Genomic DNA, 19,008 nt, shown 5'->3' with positions numbered 1-19,008 from the left:
CCGTCATGGCGTGTTGAGGTAGGCGAGGACGGCGAGGACGCGGCGGTTGTTGCTGTCGTCATCGGTGAGGCCGAGTTTGCCGAACATCGAGGTGGTGTACTTGCTGATGGCGCTTTCGCTGAGGAACAGCCGCCGGCCGATGGCCTGGTTGGACAGCCCCTCGGCCATGAGGGCGAGCACGGAGTGTTCGCGTTCGGTGAGCCGTTCAAGCCGTCGGCCGGAGGCTCCGTTGGAGAGCAGTGCGCTGATGACGGCCGGGTCCATGGCGGTCCCGCCCTCGGCGACGCGTTCCAGGGCATCGATGAACTGGTCGGCGTTGAACACGCTTTCCTTGAGGAAGTAGCCGATGCCACCGGTGCCGTCGGCCAGGAGTTCGCGGGCATAGAGCTGTTCGACGTGCTGGGAGAGGACCAGAACCGGCAGCTCCGGCAGTTCGCGGCGGGCGGCAAGCGCCGCCCGCAGCCCCTCGTCCGACTGGGTCGGCGGCATGCGGACATCGACGACGGAGACATCCGGCCGCCATGTCAGCAGCGCGTCGAGCGTCTCCGGTCCGGTGGCCGCGGTCGCCACCACCTGGTGTCCGTACGCCTCGATGAGGCGGACCATGCCGTCACGCAGGAGGTAGAGGTCTTCGGCTACAACGATGCGCATGGCACCACCATTCTCGCGCGCGTCGGCCCGCCTGCCGGGCTGGTGACCTCCAGGGTGCCGTCGAACACCGCGAGGCGGCGGCGCAGCCCCGCAAGTCCACCGCCGGCGTGCACACCGGCCCCGCCGCGGCCGTTGTCCTCCACGTCGACGACGAGACCGGTGCCGTCCCGGGTGAAGGAGATCCGCGCCCGGGAGGCACGGGCGTGTTTGACCGCGTTGGTCAGCAGTTCGGCGATCCCGAAGTACACGGCGGACTCGATCGGCGGGTCCAGGCGGAGTTCAAGGCCGGCGCTGACCTCAGCTTCGAGCGGGCTGTCCAGGGCAAGAGCGCGCACGGCATCGATGAGCCCTCGCTCGTTCAGCACCGGCGGGTTGATCCCCTTGACCAGTTCGCGAAGCTCGGTCAGCGAGGTGGTGGCACCGGCCCGCGCCTCCCGCATCAGCGCCTTGGCCTGGTCGGGGTCGGTTTCCAGCAGCTTCTCGGCGGTCGCCAGGGAGAGCCCGAGGGCGACCAGGCGGGCCTGCGCCCCGTCGTGCAGATCCCGCTCGATCCGGCGGATCTCGGCGGCCTGCGCGACCGTCGCATCCGCGCGTTGGACCGTCAGCTCATCGACCCGCTCCGCCAGGAGCATCGCGGGCGACGGACGCAGGAAGCGGACGGCCACCGGCTCGACGGACCGCCAGGCGTACGGGGCGCTCGCGAAGGCCACGGCCAGGCCGAGCACACCGAGGGCGCGCGCGGCGAGCGTGGAATGGGACAACCCGACGACCGCTCCCGCGACTCCGGCCGGTGGGACGGCCGCGATCACACCCACGGTGAGCGGTGCGATCGCCGTGAACCGCAGGTCACGCCAGGTGGCCGGATCGCTCCACCGGACCCGCCACTCCTGCTCCTGGCGGGCCTGACGGCTGCTGCGCGCGTAGGTGAAGCCGTTCCACCAGTACCCGGTGGACATGCGCACCACCGGAGCGGCTTGCCGGTACCCGGCGGGGATGACGGTGGCCGTCCACCTCGCGACGAGGGAGCGGAACATCCGGCAGACCGGGCGGTACAGGGCGAGCGTGCCCATGCACGCCCACACGAAAAGCGGTATCCACAACCACGGGCCCAACCACCGGATCCCCAGCACCACCGCGGCGGCCCACACCGCCGGGACCAGCATGCTGACGATGACCACCACACAGGCGCGCACGAGCCCCACCCCGGCACTCGCCACCCACGACACCAGCTGTCGCATGTCCCTTCCTTCTCGCTCGACAACCCGGCCGTGGCGCCCGCGTGTTGCGGCACTGCTCCGACCGGGCCGGTTGGACGTGATGTCACCACTGTGCGCCGCGAGGAGTCCGATCTCCGCCGGATCGGCCCGGAAGTAGGTCTGGCCCCACCCCCTGGTACGCCCAGGCGCATACCGCACCACCCCTGTGCTCCCTAGCGTCGACACCACGACAACGGCACGAAGGAAGAGAGACGAAGAGAGACATGGACACCACCACCCGCCACGCCACCGCCGAGCCCGGCCACCTCAACCACCCCCGCACCCAACGGGCCTTCGGCAAGGCGAAGCTCCTCGTCGCTGCCTACGGTGCACTCAGCGCCGCCGTGCTCATCACGGTCGCCGTTCTCGCCCTCACCGGACGCACGGTGACCTCGTTCATGTGGGGCCGGTCGGCCGGAGCCCTCGCGAGCGCCGCGGTGGTTCACTGGCTGACCGTCCGTGCCTCACGGGGCGCACGCTGGGCCTATCTCCGTGTGCGTATCCTCTCGGTCGTCATGCCGCTCGCGATCGTCGCCGTCGACATGATTCCGGGTATCTGCCCGGCGTGGTTCGCCACGGTGCAGGCCCTGTGCGCCCTCCCCCTCGTCGCGGCCGCCTTCCTCAGCAATGGATCGGGACTGCGCGCCGCCTTCCCCAAGAGTTCGTAGGGTGTGAAGGGGCGGTCGGCCACCTCCGGGATCATGTCTCTTCCCGGCCCGTGCGCAAGCTTTCTGACGCAGCATCAGAAAATCTCTTCCCTCGTACGGCCCGCTGCGGCATCCTGCGCGCATGCAGACGGAGCTGAGCAACACGCTGGGGGTCGAGCACGCCGTCTTCGGGTTCACGCCCTTTCCCGCGGTCGCCGCGGCGATCACCCGGGCCGGCGGGTTCGGGGTGCTCGGCGCGGTCCGCTACACCGCACCGGACGCGCTCGCCCGCGACCTCGACTGGATGCAGGAACACACCGAGGGGCTGCCCTACGGACTCGATGTGGTGATGCCCGCCAAGAAGGTGGAGGGTGTCAGCGAGGCCGAGGTCGAGGCGATGATCCCCGAGGGCCACCGCCGGTTCGTCGCCGAGCTGCTCGAAAAGCACCAGGTGCCGCGGCTCGCAGAGGGCGAGGCGGCCGGCTGGCGGATCACCGGGTGGATGGAGCAGGTCGCCCGCACCCAGCTCGATGTGGCGTTCGGCTATCCGGTCAAGCTGCTCGCCAATGCCCTCGGCTCCCCGCCACCGGACGTCATCCGGCGCGCCCACGACCACGGCATCCTCGTCGCCGCCTTGGCCGGCAGCCCCCGGCACGCGCGGCACCACAAGGCCGCCGGCATCGACATCGTCGTCGCCCAGGGCTACGAGGCCGGCGGGCACACCGGTGAGATCGCCACCATGGTGCTCACCCCGGAGGTGGTCGCCGCCGTCGACCCGCTGCCGGTGCTGGCCGCCGGCGGCATCGGCGCCGGCGAGCAGATCGCGGCCGGGCTCGCCCTCGGCGCGCAGGGCGTCTGGCTCGGCTCGATCTGGCTGACCACCGAGGAGGCCGAGCTGCACTCCCGGCGGCTGACCGCGAAGCTGCTCGCCGCCGGTCCGGGCGACACCGTCCGCTCCCGCGCGCTGACCGGAAAGCCCGCCCGCCAGCTGCGGACCGCATGGACCGACGCCTGGGACGACCCGGACGGCCCCGGCGCGCTCCCGATGCCGCTCCAGGGCCTGCTGGTCGCCGAGGCCAACTCCCGTATCCAGCGGCACGAGGTCGAACCGCTGCTGGGCACCCCGGTAGGGCAGATCGTCGGGCGGATGACCAGCGAACGGAGCGTGCAGGCCGTCTTCGACGATCTCACCCGCGGTTTCGAGCGGGCCATCGACCGCATCAACCGGATCGCCGGACGCGGATGAACCCCCGGACCTACCGGAAACCGAGGAGGACAGCGGAATGACGACGGACTCCCCACCGCCCAACGGCTTCTGGGCGCAGGCCACCGCCGACCCGGACCGTACGGTGCTGATCGACCCGGACGGCGAGCAGTGGACCGCGGGCCGGCTGCACGCGGCGAGCAACCGGCTGGTCCACGGGCTGCGCGCGGCGGGTCTGGAGCGCGGCGACGCCTTCGCCGTGGTCCTCCCCAACGGCGTGGAGTTCTTCACCGCCTACCTCGCCGCGTCCCAGGCCGGCTTCTACCTCGTCCCCGTCAACCACCACCTGGTCGGCCCGGAGATCGCCTGGATCGTCGCGGACTCCGGTGCGAAGGTGCTGATCGCCCACGAGCGGTTCGGGGCGGCGGCGCGGCAGGCCGCCGACGAGGCCGGACTGCCGGCGGCCGGACGCTACGCCGTGGGCGCGGTCGACGGCTTCCGCCCGTACGGCCAACTCCCCAACGGGCAGCGGGAGTCCGCGCCCGACGGCCGCACCCTGGGCTGGGTGATGAACTACACCTCGGGCACCACCGGACGCCCGCGCGGCATCCGCCGCCCGCTGCCCGGCACCCCGCCCGAGGACGCCCACCTGGGCGGCTTCCTCGCCATCTTCGGCATCAAGCCGTTCGACGACAACGTCCACCTGGTCTGCTCACCGCTCTACCACACCGCCGTCCTGCAATTCGCCGGCGCCTCCCTGCACATCGGCCACCGCATCGTCCTGATGGACAAGTGGACCCCGCAGCACATGCTGGCCCTGATGGACGAACACCGTTGCACCCACACCCATATGGTGCCCACCCAGTTCCACCGGCTGCTCGCACTGCCCGAGGAGACCCGGGCGGCGTACGACGTGAGCGCGATGCGGCACGCCATCCATGGTGCCGCGCCCTGCCCCGACCACGTCAAACGCGCGATGATCGACTGGTGGGGCAGCTGTGTCGAGGAGTACTACGCGGCGAGCGAGGGCGGCGGCGCGTTCGCGACCGCCGAGGACTGGCTCAAGAAGCCAGGGACGGTCGGCAAGGCCTGGCCGATCAGCGAACTGGCCGTCTTCGACGACGACGGCAACCGGCTCCCCGCGGGTGAACTCGGCACCGTCTACATGAAGATGACCACCGGCGGCTTCAGCTACCACAAGGACGAGGGCAAGACCCGGAAGAACCGGATCGGGGACTTCTTCACCGTCGGTGACCTCGGCCATCTGGACGAGGACGGCTATCTCTTCCTGCGCGACCGCAAGATCGACATGATCATCTCGGGCGGGGTGAACATCTACCCCGCCGAGATCGAATCGGCCCTGCTGAGCCACCCTGCCGTCGCCGACGCGGCGGTCTTCGGCATCCCGCACGACGACTGGGGCGAGGAGGTCAAGGCCGTGGTGGAACCCGCCGAGGGGCACCCGCCGGGCCCCGCGCTGGCCGCCGACATCCTGGCCCACTGCGAGCGCCGGCTCGCCGCCTACAAGCGCCCCAGGTCCGTCGACTTCCTCACCGCCATGCCCCGCGACCCCAACGGCAAGCTCTACAAAAGGCGGCTGCGCGCCCCGTACTGGGAAGGGCGGGAGCGCGCCGTATAGCGCGGTGCTCCCGCGGCCGGGTGCCTTGACCCCGGGTGGGGCGCGGCCGAGGATCGCGCCATGAGGCGAGCGCGGAGCAACACGGTCGACGGAGTCCTGCGACGCAGCGCCCGTAGGGTGCCCGGGCGGACGGCGGTGCGGTACGGGGAGCGTGCCTGGACCTACCGCGAGCTGGACGAGGCGGTGAGCGACGCGGCGCGGGTGCTGCTGGCGGACGGCCTGCGGCCCGGCGACCGGGTCGCGTCCTACGGGCACAACTCCGATGCGTATCTGATCGGCTTTCTGGCCTGCGCCCGCGCGGGACTGGTGCACGTACCGGTCAACCACGGCCTCACGGGCGGGGAGCTGCGCTATGTCCTGGACCAGTCGGGCAGTGCGCTGGTGCTCACGGACACCGCACTGGCGCACCGGCTGCCGGACTCCGTACGCGCCCTGCCGCTGTACGGCGCGCCGGACGGGCTGCTGGAGCGGCTGGCGGACTGCCGGCTCGCCGCGGACGCCGACGGCGCACCGGGCCCGCTGCCCGACGTGGCCGACGACGACCTCGTCCAGCTCCTCTACACCTCGGGGACGACCGCGCTGCCCAAGGGCGCGATGATGACGCACCGGGCGCTGGTGCACGAGTACACCAGCGCCGTGCTCGCCCTCGATCTCAAGGAGACCGACCGGCCGCTGCACTCGCTGCCGCTCTACCACTCCGCGCAGATGCATGTGTTCCTGCTGCCCTACCTGGCGGTGGGCGCGGAGAACACCATCCTGGACGGGCCCGATCCGGAGCGGATCTTCCCACTGGTGGAAGCGGGCCGGGCGGACAGCCTGTTCGCACCGCCGACCGTATGGATCGCGCTGGCCAACCACCCGGGATTCGCCACCCGGGAGCTGAGCGGGCTGCGCAAGGCCTACTACGGGGCGTCGATCATGCCGGTGCCGGTCCTGGAACGGCTCCGCGCCCGGCTTCCCCGGCTCGCCTTCTACAACTGCTTCGGACAGAGCGAGATCGGGCCGCTGGCCACCGTCCTCGGCCCGGACGAACACGAGGGCCGGATGGACTCCTGCGGCCGGCCGGTGCTGTTCGTCGAGGCGCGGGTGGTCGACGAGGAGGGCCGGGAGGTCCCGGACGGTACCCGGGGCGAGGTCGTCTACCGGTCCCCTCAACTGTGCACCGGCTACTGGGACAAGCCCGAGGAGACCGCGGAGGCGTTCCGGGACGGCTGGTTCCACTCCGGGGACCTCGCCGTCCGTGACGCGGAGGGCTACTTCACGGTCGTCGACCGGGTCAAGGACGTCATCAACTCCGGCGGGGTGCTGGTCGCCTCGCGCCAGGTGGAGGACGTGCTCTACGAGCATCCGCAGGTGGCCGAGGTCGCGGTCATCGGGCTGCCGGACGAGCGCTGGATCGAGGCGGTGACCGCGGTGGTGGTGCGGCGCACGGACGGGACGGACGGAGCAGCCCCGGTGGGGGAGCGGGAGCTGATCGAGGCGGCGCGGGCCCGCCTTGCGCCGTTCAAGGCACCCAAACGGGTGATGTTCGTGGAGGCGCTGCCGCGCAATGCCAGCGGAAAGGTGCTCAAGCGCGAGCTGCGCGAGCGGTTCGGCGCGCCCTGAGCGGTCTGCGGAAGGGCGACTGTCAGTGCCCCCTGCCATGCTGAGAAACGGCGGGAGCACAGCCGTGCATGCCTCGATCCGTACGACGGAGGACCACCCATGCTGACCACCAACTACGTCCCCGGCACCCCGAACTGGCTCGACCTCGGGGCCCCCGACGTCGACGCCGCCGTCGGCTTCTACTCCGCCGTGTTCGGCTGGAGCTTCCGGTCGGCCGGCCCGGAGGCCGGCGGGTACGGCTTCTTCCAGCTCGACGGCAGGACGGTCGGTGCCGTCGGCCCGCTGATGGAGGAGGGCGCGAGCTCCGCCTGGACGGTGTACTTCCACACCGCCGACGCGGACGCCACGACCAAGGCGGTGGAACAGGCCGGGGGCTCGGTGCGGGTCGCGCCCATGGACGTCTTCACCGCGGGCCGGCTGGCCGCCTTCACCGACCCCGCGGGCGGCGACTTCGCGGTCTGGCAGCCCGGCGACGTCCAGGGTCTGGAGACGGTCATGGAACCGAACACACTGTGCTGGACGGAGCTCTACACCACCGACGTGGCCGCCGCGAGGGGCTTCTACCGCTCGGTCTTCTCCTGGAGCTACCACGACATGCCGATGGGCGGCGACCTGGTCTACTCGGTGGTCTCCGCGCCGGGCGGCGGCAAGGCCGACGACACGGGGCACGGCGGCATCATGCAGTTGCAGGAGGAGCATCTGGCGGCCGGTTCCACGTCGGAGTGGCACCCGTACTTCGGCGTGACCGACTGCGACGCGACCTTCACCGCCGCCACCGACCACGGCGCCACGGTCCTGATCCCGCCGACCAATGCCCCCGGCGTCGGCCGGCTGGCCATGCTCAAGGACCCGGCCGGCGCCCCGTTCGCGCTGATCAAGGGGGACCCGGACATGACCTGAGCGACGCCGCGGGGGGGCTCCGGGGGCCGTGTGCCGGGGCCGTGCACCGGGTCATGCCCACCAGGAAGTGGCCCTGGACGGGTCGCGGCTCAGTCCTCGCTGTCCAGCACCGCCAGCAGGCTCCTGGCCTCGTCGTGCAGGCGCTCGATGTCGACGTCGAGGCAGCAGACCTGTATACCCAGGGCGGTCGGGCCGCCGGGAAGCGAGAAGTACGACTGGTAATTGAGGTAGGCGCGAAGCCCGTCGGCCGCCTCCCGGCCCACCGACAAGGTGGCAAGGCACAGCGCCTCCGCGGGGCCCTCGGCCGTCGTGCCGGGATCCGGCTCCTCGAAGTCCAGCTCCCGCTCGTACGGCTCGGCCGTCGTCGCCAGGTCCAGCATCGCCTGGGCGAACTCCCGTACCTGCGCGACGTCGTCGAACGGCACGAACTCCCTCCACTCCGGGGACCCGGCCCACAGCAGCCACCGCCGCCCCGCAGCCAACGGCTCGTACACCACCGACAGGATCGACGGGGTCCTGGCTCGGGTCCCGGTCTCCGCAGCCGGGTCGTTGTCCCACGCGTAGAGAAAGACCTGCTCGAATTGCTCAAGGTAAGTGATCATGATCGCTGTTCACTCACCGTCGTCCGGGTAGCCCCACGCGAACGCCACCTCCGCGGCGGGCGCCACGGCCTGCACCGCCTGATGGATGCGGCTTTCGAACTCCGGCTGCCAGCGGCCGAAGCGGGTGATGAGCAACGGGTACTCGGAACCGCCCACGACCTCGAGCCGGCCTTCCCGCTCGTCCACCGCGAAGCAGACCTCGCGGTCCATCCCTTCGTCGCGCACCACCTCCTCCAGGGCACGCACTATCCGTTCCGCCTCTTCCCGCCCGGACATGTCGGTGACGGTCAGCTCAAGATCAATGTTGATTGACATGCCGAAATGCTATGGCTGAGGCCGGGTGGGCCCGGACGTACCCGGGGGGACCGGCCGGGCCGCCGCGGCGGAGCAGGGTCTCAACTCCGGTCCCGCGGCCGGGCGTCCACGATGCGCTTGATCTTGCCGACCGAGCGCTCCAGCGTCTCCGGGTCGACGATCTCGACGGCGACCGAGACCCCGATGCCGTCCTTGACCCCGCGGGCGATCAGGCCGGCGGCCGTCGTGCGCTCCTCGGGCGTGGCATCGGGCCGGGCCTCGGCGCGTACGGTCAGTTCGTCCATCCGGCCCTCGCGGGTCAGTTTCAGCTGGAAGTGCGGGGCGACGCCGGGGGTGCGCAGCACGATCTCCTCCACCTGGGCGGGGAAGAGGTTGACCCCGCGCAGAATGATCATGTCGTCGCTGCGCCCGGTGACCTTCTCCATCCGGCGGAAGGCGGGGCGCGCGGTGCCGGGCAGCAGCCGGGTCAGATCGCGGGTGCGGTAGCGGATGACCGGCATCGCTTCCTTGGTGAGGGAGGTGAAGACCAGCTCGCCGTGCTCACCGTCCGGCAGCACCTCGCCGGTGAGGGGGTCGACCACCTCCGGGTAGAAGTGGTCCTCCCAGATGTGCAGCCCGTCCTTGGTCTCGACGCACTCCTGGGCGACGCCGGGGCCCATCACCTCGGACAGACCGTAGATGTCCACGGCGTCGATCGCGAACCGCTCCTCGATCTCGTGGCGCATCGCCTGCGTCCAGGGCTCGGCACCGAAGACGCCCACCTTCAGTGAGGTGGTGCGGGGATCGATGCCCTGCCTTTCGAACTCGTCCAGCAGGGTGAGCATGTACGACGGCGTGACCATGATGATCTCGGGCCGGAAGTCCTGGATGATCTGGACCTGGCGGGCGGTCATGCCGCCGGACGCCGGAACGACCGTACAGCCCAGCCGCTCCGCGCCGTAGTGCGCGCCCAGCCCGCCGGTGAACAGCCCGTACCCGTAAGCGATATGGACGGTGTGACCGGGGCGCCCGCCCGCGGCGTACAGGGAGCGGGCGACGACGTCCGCCCAGTGGGAGAGGTCGCGCTCGGTGTAGCCGACGACCGTCGGGCGGCCGGTGGTGCCGCTGGAGGCGTGGATCCGGCGCACCCGTTCCTTGGGGACGGCGAACATCCCGAAGGGGTACTGGGCGCGCAGATCGTCCTTGACGGTGAACGGGAAGCGGGCGAGGTCGCCGAGTGAGCGGCAGTCCTGCGGCCGCACCCCGGCACGGTCGAAGGACTCCCGGTAGAACGGCACATGGTCATACGCGTGCTGCAACGAGGCGCGCAGCCGGGTCAGTTGCAGCTCCTGCAACGCGTCCTTGGAGAGCCGTTCCACCTCGTCGAACGTCCCACCGTGGCTCGTCCCGCCCGTCGCCGCATCCGGCATGGAGTGTCACCGCCTCGTCTCCCTACCGATCATTCGGTAGCTGAATGCGGTCCAAGTAATCAGCGCGCGGCGAACACGTCAAGGGGCGTGACGCGGACGGCTCACGGGTAGCGTCCCGCGCATGAGTGACGTCCGGAAAGTGCAGGTCGGTGAGGTCCAGCTGGCATATCGGGTGTGGGGCGAGGAGGACGTGCCCCCGGTGGTGCTGCTGCACTGTCTCGGGGAGGACGGTGAGGACTGGCGCGGAGTGGTCGGCCGGCTCGCCGGCACCCATCGGGTCTTCGCCCTCGACCAGCGCGGCCATGGACAGAGCGACCGGCCGGGCGAGTACGGCATCGCCCGGTGGCGGGACGATGCGATCGGCTTCCTCCAGGCGCTCGGCCTGGAGCGGGTGACCCTCATCGGGCACTCACTCGGCGCGCTGGTCGCCCTGCTGGTGGCCGCGGACCGCCCCGAACTGGTGGACCGGCTGGTCCTGGAGGAGGCCGCCCCGCCGCTGCCTGCCGAGCCGCCGCAGGAGCTGCCGGAGGCGCCGGAGGGCCCGCAGGCCTTCGACTGGGGCGCCAAGGCCGCGGTGGTGGCCGAGCGCAACGCCCCCGACCCCCTGTGGTGGGACGCCCTGCCGAAGATCGCCGCGCCCACCCTCGTCATCGCGGGCGGACCGGACAGCCATATCCCCCAGGAACAGCTCGCCGGGATGGCCGAGCGGATCCCCGGTGCCCGCCTGGTGACCGTCGAGGACGCCGGTCATCTCGTCCACGAGGACCGTCCGGGCGAATTCCTCGCCGCGGTCACCGCGTTCCTGGCGCCCCGCTCGTAGCCCGCTGCGCAGTCCCGGCGCCCTTGCCCGCACATGTCCCCTAATGTCACGGCCGTACGACCTCCCATGAGCCCTCTGCCCCCTCGGGATCCTTGAGGTTCGAGAAAGGCCGATCCGTGCAGCTGATCCCCTCGATGCGCCGCACCCTGATAGCCGGCGCCGCCGCAACCCTGCTGTTCACCGGAGCCGGAGCCGCCGCCGCGGCACCGGTCACCGCCCCTGCGCCGGCCGCCGCCACCGCGGCTCCGGCCACCGTCCCCGCACCGGCCGCCGCCGGGCACTCCCCGTATGCCGCGCTCCGGCCGCTCGCCGCACTCTCCGCCGAGCGGCTGGCCACCGCCGATCAGGTGGCCGCGGCGAAGTGGGGCACCGACAGCCCGATCGACGACCCGGCCCGTGAGCAGCAGGTGCTCGACACGGTGGCGGAGCAGGCCCGGCAGCTGGGTGCCGACCCGGAGGCCACCAAGCGGATCTTCCGGGACCAGATCGAGGCCAACAAGGTCGTGCAGCGCGGGCTGCACCGGCTGTGGACCGCGGACCCCTCGAAGGCGCCGGCCGAGCGCCCCGATCTGAGTGAGATCCGCAAGGAGATCAACCGCATCAACGGCGATCTGGTACGGGCCATCGCCGCCTCTCCGGACGCCCGTTCCGCGCCGTCCTGCCGCCCGCTGCTGGCCGTCGGTGCCTTCCAGGTCCAGCACACGCAGCACCTGGACGCGCTGCACACGTTGGCGCTGGCCCGCTCGCTCCGGTCGGTGTGCGGGTCGACGGGCTGAACCCCCCCGGTAAGTCCACCCGGTACCGGGCCGGCTCACGCCGTTCGTTCGCCCGCTGCCACCGCCTTCGCCCAGCGGTAGTCCGCCTTGCCGCTGGGCGAGCGCTGGATCCGGTCGGTGAAGACCACCGCACGCGGAATCTTGTAGCCCGCGAGCCGGGTCCGGCAGTGCACCTGTATTCCCGCCAGGTCCAGCGGAGGTGCCCCGTCGCGCAGCTGGACCACCGCCGCGACGCGATGCCCCCAGCGCTCGTCCGGCACCCCGGCCACCAGCACGTCGTACACATCCGGATGGGCCTTCAGCGCCTGCTCGACCTCCTCCGGATAGACCTTCTCGCCGCCGGAGTTGATGCACTGCGAGCCCCGCCCCAGGACGGTGACGATGCCCTCCTCGTCGACGGTGGCCATATCGCCCAGCAGCACCCACCGGTCACCACCCGCCTCGAAGAAGGTCTCGGCGGTCTTCTTCGGGTCGTTGTAATAGCCCAGCGGTACGTGTCCGCGCTGCGCGAGACGGCCCACCGCACCGGCCGGGACCGGCTCACGGCTGCCCGGATCCACCACCGCCGTACGGGAGTTGACGCGCAGCCGGAAGCCCGTGCCGGGGCCCGCGTCGTCGGTGGCCGTGCCGTTGAAGCCGGACTCCGAGGAGCCGAAGTTGTTGAGCAGCAGGGCGTTCGGGACCAGCGCGCTGAACTGGGCGCGTACGGTCTCGGAGAGGATCGCGCCGGAGCTGCTGACGCTGAACAGCGAGGAGCAGTCGGCGCCCTTGAGCGGACCGGCCAGCGCATCGACGAGCGGGCGCAGCATCGCGTCCCCGACCAGCGACACGCTGGTGACCCTCTCCCGCTCGATGGTCCGCAGTACCTCTTCGGGCACGTACTTGCGGTGCAGGACGACCTTCTGGCCGAAGTGGAAGGCGATGAAGGCGGTCAGCGTGGAAGTGCCGTGCATCAGCGGGGGAGTGGGGAAGAAGACGAGACCGGCGCCGCCCTCGCCGCCGGCCGAGACCCGCTCGGCCAGCTCCTGCGGCCGGCGGACCGGTTCGCCGGTCGGCGCCCCGCCGCCCATCCCGGAGAAGAAGAGGTCCTCATGGCGCCACATCACGCCCTTGGGCATCCCGGTGGTGCCGCCGGTATAGATGACGAGCTGGTCGTCGCAGGAGCGCGGACCGAAGCCCCGGGCCGGTGAACCGGCGGCCTCGGCGTCCGCGAGCGCGACGGGCGCCAGGGACGGCTCGGGGGCGCCGGCCGGCGGGGTGCCGACCCGTACGAGGTGCCGCAGCCGGGGGACCTGGGGGAGGGCGGCGGCCACCCGCCCGGTGAACTCCGCGTCGAAGACCAGCCCCACCAGGTCGGCGTCCCGGTAGAGATAGATCAACTCCTCTTCGACGTAACGGTAGTTGACGTTCACCGGGACGGCGCGGATCTTCAGACAGGCGTAGACGGCCTGGAGGTAGGCGACGCCGTTGTAGAGGTGCAGTCCGACATGATCACCGGGACCGATGCCGTGGTCGCCGAGGTGGTGGGCCAGGCGGTTGGCGGCGCGGTCCAGCTCCGCGTAGGTCAGCCTCCGCTCGGCGCCGGTCCCCGGATGGTCGATGTACACCAGCGCCTCGCGGTCGGGGACGGTGTCGACGATCGACTCGAAGAGGTCGGCCAGGTTGTACTCCACATCTCCTCCAGAGCGGGCGGGCGTGGGCTCGGCCGTCATTAGAGCGCCGCCGGGGAGAGCAGGGAAGGGCTCCGGTGCAAGAAAACTGACTGTGTGTCAGAAAAGCCTTGAAGTCGCCGGGTCGCTGCTGCAACCTGTTCTCCGTTCGGCAGACGGCAGACGGCAGACGGCAGACGGCAGACGGCGGACGAAGGGGCGGTGGGGACGCATGGCCGGCGGCGACGGAGCGGGTGCGGGGCCAGGAACGGGCGGTACGGAACATCTCACCGTGGAGCGCATCGGCGCGACACTGGTGCTCACCCTCAACCGGCCGGAGGCGAAGAACGCCCTCTCGCTGCCGATGCTGGTGGGCCTGTACGACGGCTGGGTCGCCGCCGACGAGGACGACACGATCCGCTCCATCGTCCTCACCGGCGCCGGCGGCACCTTCTGCGCCGGGATGGACCTCAAGGCACTGGCGGGCGACGGTATGGCCGGCGACCACTACCGCGACCGGCTGCGCGCCGACCCTGATCTGCACTGGAAGGCGATGCTGCGGCACCACCGCCCCCGCAAACCGGTGATCGCCGCCGTCGAGGGCCACTGCGTCGCGGGCGGCACCGAGATCCTCCAGGGCACCGACATCCGCGTCGCCGGTGAGAGCGCCACCTTCGGACTGTTCGAGGTCAGACGCGGGCTGTTCCCCATCGGCGGCTCCACCGTCCGCCTCGCCCGCCAGATCCCCCGCACCCACGCCCTGGAGATGCTGCTCACCGGCCGCCCCTACCCGGCACCCGAGGCCGCCCGCATCGGTCTGATCGGCCATGTCGTGCCCGACGGCGGCGCACGGGCGAAGGCCCTGGAGATCGCCGAACAGATCAACGCCTGCGGACCGCTGGCCGTCGAGGCCGTCAAGGCGTCCGTCCACGAGACCGCCGAGCTGACCGAGGCCGACGGGCTCAAGGCCGAACTCGCCCGCGGCTGGCCCGTCTTCGACACCGCCGACGCCAAGGAAGGCGCCCGGGCCTTCGCGGAGAAGCGCCCACCCGTCTACCGGCGCGCCTGACGCCAAGGAGGACCGTATGCCAGAGGTGCCAGAGCTGTCAGAGGTGCCGGACGTCCTCAAGGCGCCCCTCGTCGTGGAATTCCCCTTCACCCGCTCGCTCGGCCCGGTCCAGAGCGCCTTCCTCACCGGACTGCGCGAGCGCACCGTCCTCGGCGTCCGGGCGAGCGACGGCCGGGTGGTCGTACCGCCCGCCGAATACGACCCGGTCACCGCCGAGGAGATCCGTGAACTGGTCGAGGTCGGTGCCACCGGCACCGTCACCACCTGGGCCTGGAACCCGGAACCGCGCCGCGGCCAGCCGCTCGCCACCCCGTTCGCCTGGGTCCTGGTCCGGCTCGACGGCGCCGACACCGCACTGCTGCACGCCCTGGACGCCCCCGGCCCCGACGCGGTACGCACCGGTATGCGGGTCCGGATCCGCTGGGCCGCCGAACGCACCGGCGCCATCACCGACATCGCCTGCTTCGAACCGTCCGACGACGCCCGGCGCGACATCGAACCGCGGCCGCACCAAGGGGAGTTCGCCGACCCCGTCACCGGAATCACCGCCCCGGCCCGGCTCGACTACACCTACGCGCCCGGCCGCGCCCAGACCCGCTACCTCCAGGCCCTCGCCGGCCACCGGACCATCGGCGAGCGCTGCCCCTCCTGCCGCAAGGTGTACGTCCCGCCCCGCGGCGCCTGCCCCACCTGCGGCGTCGCCACCGACACCCAGGTCGAGGTCGGCCCCCGCGGCACCGTCACCACCTTCTGCATCGTCAACATCAAGGCCAAGAGCCTGGACATCGACGTCCCCTACGTCTACGCCCATATCGCCCTGGACGGCGCCGATCTGGCCCTGCACGCCCGGATCGGCGGCATCCCCTACGACCAGGTCCGCATGGGCCTGCGGGTGGAACCCGTCTGGGCCGAGGGTGGGCGCTTCCCCGACCACTACCGGCCCACCGGCGAACCGGATGCCGACTACGACAGCTACAAGGAGCTGATCTGATGAGCGCTCCGCTGCGCGAGGTCGCCATCGTCGCCTTCGGACAGAGCCACCACCTCCGCGACAGCGCGGAGACCTCCGAGGTCGAGATGCTGATGCCGGTCCTCCACGACGTCCTGGCCCGCACCGGCCTCAAGGCCGGCGAGATCGACTTCACCTGCTCCGGCTCCTCCGACTACCTCGCCGGCCGGGCCTTCTCCTTCACCATGGCCCTGGACGGTGTCGGCGCCTGGCCGCCGATCGCCGAGTCCCATGTCGAGATGGACGGCGCCTGGGCGCTGTACGAGGCCTGGGTGAAGCTCCTCACCGGCGAGGCGGAGACCGCACTGGTCTACGCCTACGGCAAGTCCTCGCCCGGCGATCTCCGCGAGGTCCTCACCCGCCAGCTCGACCCGTACTACGTCGCCCCGCTGTGGCCCGACTCCGTCGCGCTCGCCGCCCTCCAGGCACGGGCGCTGATCGACGCGGGACTGACCGACGAACGGGAACTGGCCGGCATCGCGGCCCGTAGCCGCACCGACGCCGCCGCCAACCCGTACGCGCAGCTGCGCGGCGCCGTACCCGTCGGCGAGCCGCTGGTCGCGCCGCTGCGCACCGGCGACTGCCCGCCCGTCGGCGACGGTGCCGCCGCCGTGGTCCTCGCCGCCGGCGACACCGCCCGCCGGCTGACCGAACGGCCCGCTTGGATCCGCGGCCTCGACCACCGCATCGAGGCCCACAGCCTGGGCGTCCGCGACCTCACCGACTCACCGTCCACCCGGCTGGCCGCCGAACGCGCCGGCTACTTCGAACGGCCCGTCGACACCGTCGAGTTGCACGCCCCCTTCACCTCCCAGGAGGTCGTACTGCGCCGCGCCCTGAAACTCGAAGGACCGGGCGGCGCGGACGTCCGGATCAATCCGTCCGGCGGCGCACTGGGCGCCAACCCCGTCATGGCCGCCGGCCTGATCCGGCTCGGCGAGGCCGCCGCCCGCATCCAGCGCGGCGAATCCGGCCGCGCCCTCGCGCACGCCACCTCGGGACCGTGCCTCCAGCAGAACCTCGTCGCCGTCCTGGAAGGAGAGGCCCGATGAGTGAGGTGAGCAAGGAGCCCGTGGCCGTCGTCGGCATCGGCCAGACCAAGCATGTGGCCGCCCGCCGCGATGTCTCTATCGCCGGACTGGTCCGCGAGGCAGCCCAACGAGCCCTGCAAGACGCCGAGTTGACCTGGGCGGAGATCGACGCCGTGGTCATCGGCAAGGCCCCCGACTTCTTCGAGGGCGTCATGATGCCCGAGCTCTACCTCGCCGACGCCCTGGGCGCCGTCGGCAAGCCCCTGCTGCGGGTGCACACCGCCGGATCCGTCGGCGGCTCCACCGCCCTGGTCGCCGCCAACCTCGTCGCCGCCCGGGTCCACGGCACCGTCCTCACCCTCGCCTTCGAAAAACAGTCCGAGTCCAATGCGATGTGGGGCCTGTCGCTGCCCATCCCCTTCCAGCAGCCCCTGCTCGCCGGCGCCGGCGGCTTCTTCGCCCCGCACATCCGCGCGTACATGCGCCGCACCGGAGCCCCCGCCACCGTCGGCTCCCTCGTCGCCTACAAGGACCGCCGCAACGCCCTCAAGAACCCCTACGCCCATCTGCACGAGAAGGACATCACCCTGGAGAAGGTCCAGGCCTCGCCCATGCTCTGGGACCCGATCCGCTACTCCGAGACCTGCCCGTCCTCCGACGGCGCCTGCGCGATGGTCCTCACCGACCGCGCCGGGGCCGCACGCGCACCCCGCCCGCCCGCCTGGGTGCACGGCGGAGCGATGCGCAGCGAACCCACCCTCTTCGCCGGCAAGGACTTCGTCTCCCCACAGGCCGGCAAGGACTGCGCGGCGGACGTCTACCGCCAGGCCGGTATCACCGACCCGCGCCGGCAGATCGACGCGGTGGAGATGTACGTCCCGTTCAGCTGGTACGAGCCGATGTGGCTGGAGAACCTGGGCTTCGCCGAGGAGGGTGAGGGCTGGAAGCTCACCGAGTCCGGCGCCACCGAACTCGACGGCGACCTCCCGGTCAACCCCTCGGGCGGAGTGCTCTCCACCAACCCGATCGGCGCCTCCGGCATGATCCGCTTCGCCGAGGCCGCCCTCCAGGTACGCGGCCAGGCCGGCGAGCACCAAGTCGACGGTGCCCGGCGGGCGTTGGGTCATGCGTACGGCGGCGGTGCCCAGTTCTTCTCGATGTGGCTGGTCGGCGCCGACGCCCCGGCAGCCTGAGGCCGGGGCACGCGCCCGCCCGGCGCGCTGCCCTCCTCTCCCCGTCACGCCATTACCCCATCACCCCACCGCCACGCCACGTCCTCTGTCCGTCCCCGGACGCAGTGGTTAGGCTGACCGCGGACGACGATCCGGGAGGAGCGGGACAGGTGGCCGACAGCATCATGGAGCAGCGGCTCGCAAGCGGGCCCAGGCCCGAACTCGACCTGACACAGGCCGAATGGCAGTCGAGCCGCCAGGGCGTGGGCGATGTCCAGGTCGCCTTCGTCGAGGGCTTCATCGCCATGCGCAACCGCCGCAGTCCGGAGATCCCTGCGGTGATCTTCTCCCCGGCCGAGTGGCGCGCCTTCGTCCTCGAAGCCCGCGACGGGGCCTTCGACCTGACCTAGGGCCTTTCCGACCCTGACCTATCGGACGCCCCTAGGCCCCGCTGACCGCGGCCGTCGGGTGCTCACCCGCGCAAACCGTCAGGTGAGCACCACACACCCCTGCGCACGCAGCGCCCGGACCGGCTCCGCGACGTCGTCCACCGCGTTCCAGCGCAGGTCCAGTTTCTCCAGCGACGGGAGCCGGGCGATCCAGGGTGGCAGCTCCTCGATCCGGTTGCCCCGCAGATCGATCCGGCGCAGCAGCGGCAGCGTCCGCAGCGCGCCGGGCACGCAGGTCAGGGCGTTGTCGCGGAGCTCCAGCACCCGCAGCTCGCGCAGCGCGCCGATGCTGTCCGGCAGCTCGGTGAGGGCATTGCCGCCCAGCCACAGCTCCCGCAGCCGGCCGAGCCGCCCCAGCGGCCCGGGGAGGGCGCTCAACCCGGCCTTCTGCGCCCGCAGTTCGACCAGCCCGGCCAGCTCGCCGATCGTCTCCGGCAGATGGTCCAGCGGATTCTCGCCGACGTTGAGGTAGCCGAGCCGGTCCAGCCTGCCGAGCGAGTCCGGCAGCCCGGTCAGCCGGTTGTCGTGCAGATAGAGGTAGCGGGTCAGCCCGGTGAGGTCGCCGATCTCGTCGGGCACCGCGGTCAGTGCGTTGTGGCCGAGGTCCAGGGTGTGCAGCGCGCGCAGCCGGCCGAGTGCCGCCGGGATCCCGGTCAGTGCGTTGTCGGCGAGGATCAGCACCTCCCAGTCCTCACGCCGCCAGACCTCGGACGGCAGCGAACTCAGGCCTGCCTTCCAGAGGTTGAGGGTGCGCGGCCGAGTGGTGGGCATGTGGGGGTGTCCTTCCGGGCGTCCGGGCGGGGGT

19 protein-coding genes are annotated in these 19,008 nt (G+C 71.5%); 12 read left to right on the top strand and 7 right to left on the bottom strand.

The window, feature by feature from the left end; translation table 11 throughout:
* Window positions 1-3: 3 nt before the first annotated feature.
* The gene (locus ACZ55A_RS23850; protein ID WP_468843434.1) at window positions 4-651 is read right to left on the bottom strand and encodes a response regulator transcription factor; all 648 of its coding nucleotides are present in this window, start codon (window positions 649-651) and stop codon (window positions 4-6) included.
* The gene (locus ACZ55A_RS23845; RefSeq protein WP_468843431.1) at window positions 636-1,889 is read right to left on the bottom strand and encodes a sensor histidine kinase; all 1,254 of its coding nucleotides are present in this window, start codon (window positions 1,887-1,889) and stop codon (window positions 636-638) included. Before ACZ55A_RS23845 ends, ACZ55A_RS23850 begins: the two co-directional genes overlap by 16 nt.
* A 242-nt stretch (window positions 1,890-2,131) precedes the next feature.
* Between ACZ55A_RS23845 and ACZ55A_RS23840 the strand changes: the two genes are divergently transcribed.
* The 5 genes from ACZ55A_RS23840 (at window position 2,132) to ACZ55A_RS23820 (ending at window position 7,902) form a co-directional block, all read left to right on the top strand.
* Window positions 2,132-2,575, top strand: a complete 444-nt coding sequence (locus tag ACZ55A_RS23840) for a hypothetical protein (RefSeq protein WP_468843428.1) — start codon at window positions 2,132-2,134, stop codon at window positions 2,573-2,575.
* Window positions 2,576-2,696: 121 nt separating this feature from the next.
* The gene (locus ACZ55A_RS23835; protein WP_468843426.1) at window positions 2,697-3,800 is read left to right on the top strand and encodes an NAD(P)H-dependent flavin oxidoreductase; all 1,104 of its coding nucleotides are present in this window, start codon (window positions 2,697-2,699) and stop codon (window positions 3,798-3,800) included.
* Between the two features lie 37 nt (window positions 3,801-3,837).
* Window positions 3,838-5,397, top strand: a complete 1,560-nt coding sequence (locus tag ACZ55A_RS23830) for an acyl-CoA synthetase (RefSeq protein WP_468843423.1) — start codon at window positions 3,838-3,840, stop codon at window positions 5,395-5,397.
* A 60-nt stretch (window positions 5,398-5,457) separates the two neighbouring features.
* Window positions 5,458-7,002: an acyl-CoA synthetase gene (locus tag ACZ55A_RS23825; RefSeq protein ID WP_468843420.1), complete on the top strand. Its 1,545-nt coding sequence runs from the start codon at window positions 5,458-5,460 to the stop codon at window positions 7,000-7,002.
* Between the two features lie 99 nt (window positions 7,003-7,101).
* Complete coding sequence (locus ACZ55A_RS23820; protein WP_468843417.1) at window positions 7,102-7,902, top strand: VOC family protein; 801 nt, start codon at window positions 7,102-7,104, stop codon at window positions 7,900-7,902.
* Between the two features lie 89 nt (window positions 7,903-7,991).
* Here ACZ55A_RS23820 and ACZ55A_RS23815 read toward each other — a convergent pair whose 3' ends face one another.
* The 3 genes from ACZ55A_RS23815 to paaK all read right to left on the bottom strand — a co-directional run bounded on the left by ACZ55A_RS23815 (window position 7,992) and on the right by paaK (window position 10,228).
* Window positions 7,992-8,504 carry a hypothetical protein gene (locus ACZ55A_RS23815; protein WP_468843414.1) on the bottom strand — a complete coding sequence of 171 codons (513 nt, stop codon included), beginning with the start codon at window positions 8,502-8,504 and terminating at the stop codon, window positions 7,992-7,994.
* Window positions 8,505-8,513: 9 nt separating this feature from the next.
* Complete coding sequence (locus ACZ55A_RS23810) at window positions 8,514-8,819, bottom strand: hypothetical protein (protein WP_468843411.1); 306 nt, start codon at window positions 8,817-8,819, stop codon at window positions 8,514-8,516.
* Between the two features lie 80 nt (window positions 8,820-8,899).
* Window positions 8,900-10,228, bottom strand: coding sequence for a phenylacetate--CoA ligase PaaK (paaK, locus tag ACZ55A_RS23805; protein WP_468843409.1), 1,329 nt, complete (start codon window positions 10,226-10,228; stop codon window positions 8,900-8,902).
* Between the two features lie 121 nt (window positions 10,229-10,349).
* Between paaK and ACZ55A_RS23800 the strand changes: the two genes are divergently transcribed.
* Together ACZ55A_RS23800 and ACZ55A_RS23795 are read left to right on the top strand one after the other, a co-directional pair.
* The gene (locus ACZ55A_RS23800; RefSeq protein WP_468843406.1) at window positions 10,350-11,048 is read left to right on the top strand and encodes an alpha/beta fold hydrolase; all 699 of its coding nucleotides are present in this window, start codon (window positions 10,350-10,352) and stop codon (window positions 11,046-11,048) included.
* 116 nt (window positions 11,049-11,164) lie between these two features.
* Window positions 11,165-11,824 carry a chorismate mutase gene (locus tag ACZ55A_RS23795; RefSeq protein WP_468843403.1) on the top strand — a complete coding sequence of 220 codons (660 nt, stop codon included), beginning with the start codon at window positions 11,165-11,167 and terminating at the stop codon, window positions 11,822-11,824.
* A 35-nt stretch (window positions 11,825-11,859) separates the two neighbouring features.
* Here the strand turns inward: ACZ55A_RS23795 and ACZ55A_RS23790 are convergent, their stop codons facing one another.
* Complete coding sequence (locus ACZ55A_RS23790) at window positions 11,860-13,497, bottom strand: acyl-CoA synthetase (RefSeq protein ID WP_468843401.1); 1,638 nt, start codon at window positions 13,495-13,497, stop codon at window positions 11,860-11,862.
* A gap of 208 nt (window positions 13,498-13,705) precedes the next feature.
* Here ACZ55A_RS23790 and ACZ55A_RS23785 point away from each other — a divergent pair, with 208 nt between their 5' ends.
* The 5 genes from ACZ55A_RS23785 to ACZ55A_RS23765 all read left to right on the top strand — a co-directional run bounded on the left by ACZ55A_RS23785 (window position 13,706) and on the right by ACZ55A_RS23765 (window position 18,164).
* Window positions 13,706-14,542 (top strand): crotonase/enoyl-CoA hydratase family protein, encoded by an 837-nt coding sequence (locus ACZ55A_RS23785; RefSeq protein WP_468843398.1) that lies wholly within the window; start codon window positions 13,706-13,708, stop codon window positions 14,540-14,542.
* A gap of 16 nt (window positions 14,543-14,558) precedes the next feature.
* The gene (locus ACZ55A_RS23780; RefSeq protein WP_468843396.1) at window positions 14,559-15,533 is read left to right on the top strand and encodes a Zn-ribbon domain-containing OB-fold protein; all 975 of its coding nucleotides are present in this window, start codon (window positions 14,559-14,561) and stop codon (window positions 15,531-15,533) included.
* On the top strand, window positions 15,533-16,603 hold the full coding sequence (locus ACZ55A_RS23775) for a thiolase domain-containing protein (protein ID WP_468843394.1): 1,071 nt from the start codon (window positions 15,533-15,535) through the stop codon (window positions 16,601-16,603). Before ACZ55A_RS23780 ends, ACZ55A_RS23775 begins: the two co-directional genes overlap by 1 nt.
* A gap of 5 nt (window positions 16,604-16,608) precedes the next feature.
* Complete coding sequence (locus ACZ55A_RS23770) at window positions 16,609-17,775, top strand: thiolase domain-containing protein (protein ID WP_468843788.1); 1,167 nt, start codon at window positions 16,609-16,611, stop codon at window positions 17,773-17,775.
* A gap of 149 nt (window positions 17,776-17,924) precedes the next feature.
* A complete protein-coding gene (locus ACZ55A_RS23765) occupies window positions 17,925-18,164 on the top strand; it encodes a DUF397 domain-containing protein (protein ID WP_468843392.1) in 240 nt (79 codons plus the stop codon).
* A 78-nt stretch (window positions 18,165-18,242) separates the two neighbouring features.
* On the opposite strand, the gene ACZ55A_RS23760 is transcribed toward ACZ55A_RS23765, so the two are convergent.
* The gene (locus tag ACZ55A_RS23760; protein WP_468843389.1) at window positions 18,243-18,974 is read right to left on the bottom strand and encodes a leucine-rich repeat domain-containing protein; all 732 of its coding nucleotides are present in this window, start codon (window positions 18,972-18,974) and stop codon (window positions 18,243-18,245) included.
* Between the last annotated feature and the right edge of the window lie 34 nt (window positions 18,975-19,008).

It is taken from the genome of Streptomyces sp. NPDC034111 (assembly GCF_055575375.1).
The sequence above is the reverse complement of the archived record's forward strand: the minus strand, read 5'-3'. Positions and strand labels throughout refer to the sequence as shown.

Coding starts and splice junctions, on each gene's coding strand:
- ACZ55A_RS23850 (WP_468843434.1), bottom strand. CDS start 651: ATGCGCATCGTTGTAGCCGAAGACCTCTACCTCCTGCGTGACGGCATG.
- ACZ55A_RS23845 (WP_468843431.1), bottom strand. CDS start 1,889: ATGCGACAGCTGGTGTCGTGGGTGGCGAGTGCCGGGGTGGGGCTCGTG.
- ACZ55A_RS23840 (WP_468843428.1), top strand. CDS start 2,132: ATGGACACCACCACCCGCCACGCCACCGCCGAGCCCGGCCACCTCAAC.
- ACZ55A_RS23835 (WP_468843426.1), top strand. CDS start 2,697: ATGCAGACGGAGCTGAGCAACACGCTGGGGGTCGAGCACGCCGTCTTC.
- ACZ55A_RS23830 (WP_468843423.1), top strand. CDS start 3,838: ATGACGACGGACTCCCCACCGCCCAACGGCTTCTGGGCGCAGGCCACC.
- ACZ55A_RS23825 (WP_468843420.1), top strand. CDS start 5,458: ATGAGGCGAGCGCGGAGCAACACGGTCGACGGAGTCCTGCGACGCAGC.
- ACZ55A_RS23820 (WP_468843417.1), top strand. CDS start 7,102: ATGCTGACCACCAACTACGTCCCCGGCACCCCGAACTGGCTCGACCTC.
- ACZ55A_RS23815 (WP_468843414.1), bottom strand. CDS start 8,504: ATGATCACTTACCTTGAGCAATTCGAGCAGGTCTTTCTCTACGCGTGG.
- ACZ55A_RS23810 (WP_468843411.1), bottom strand. CDS start 8,819: ATGTCAATCAACATTGATCTTGAGCTGACCGTCACCGACATGTCCGGG.
- paaK (WP_468843409.1), bottom strand. CDS start 10,228: ATGCCGGATGCGGCGACGGGCGGGACGAGCCACGGTGGGACGTTCGAC.
- ACZ55A_RS23800 (WP_468843406.1), top strand. CDS start 10,350: ATGAGTGACGTCCGGAAAGTGCAGGTCGGTGAGGTCCAGCTGGCATAT.
- ACZ55A_RS23785 (WP_468843398.1), top strand. CDS start 13,706: ATGGCCGGCGGCGACGGAGCGGGTGCGGGGCCAGGAACGGGCGGTACG.
- ACZ55A_RS23780 (WP_468843396.1), top strand. CDS start 14,559: ATGCCAGAGGTGCCAGAGCTGTCAGAGGTGCCGGACGTCCTCAAGGCG.
- ACZ55A_RS23775 (WP_468843394.1), top strand. CDS start 15,533: ATGAGCGCTCCGCTGCGCGAGGTCGCCATCGTCGCCTTCGGACAGAGC.
- ACZ55A_RS23760 (WP_468843389.1), bottom strand. CDS start 18,974: ATGCCCACCACTCGGCCGCGCACCCTCAACCTCTGGAAGGCAGGCCTG.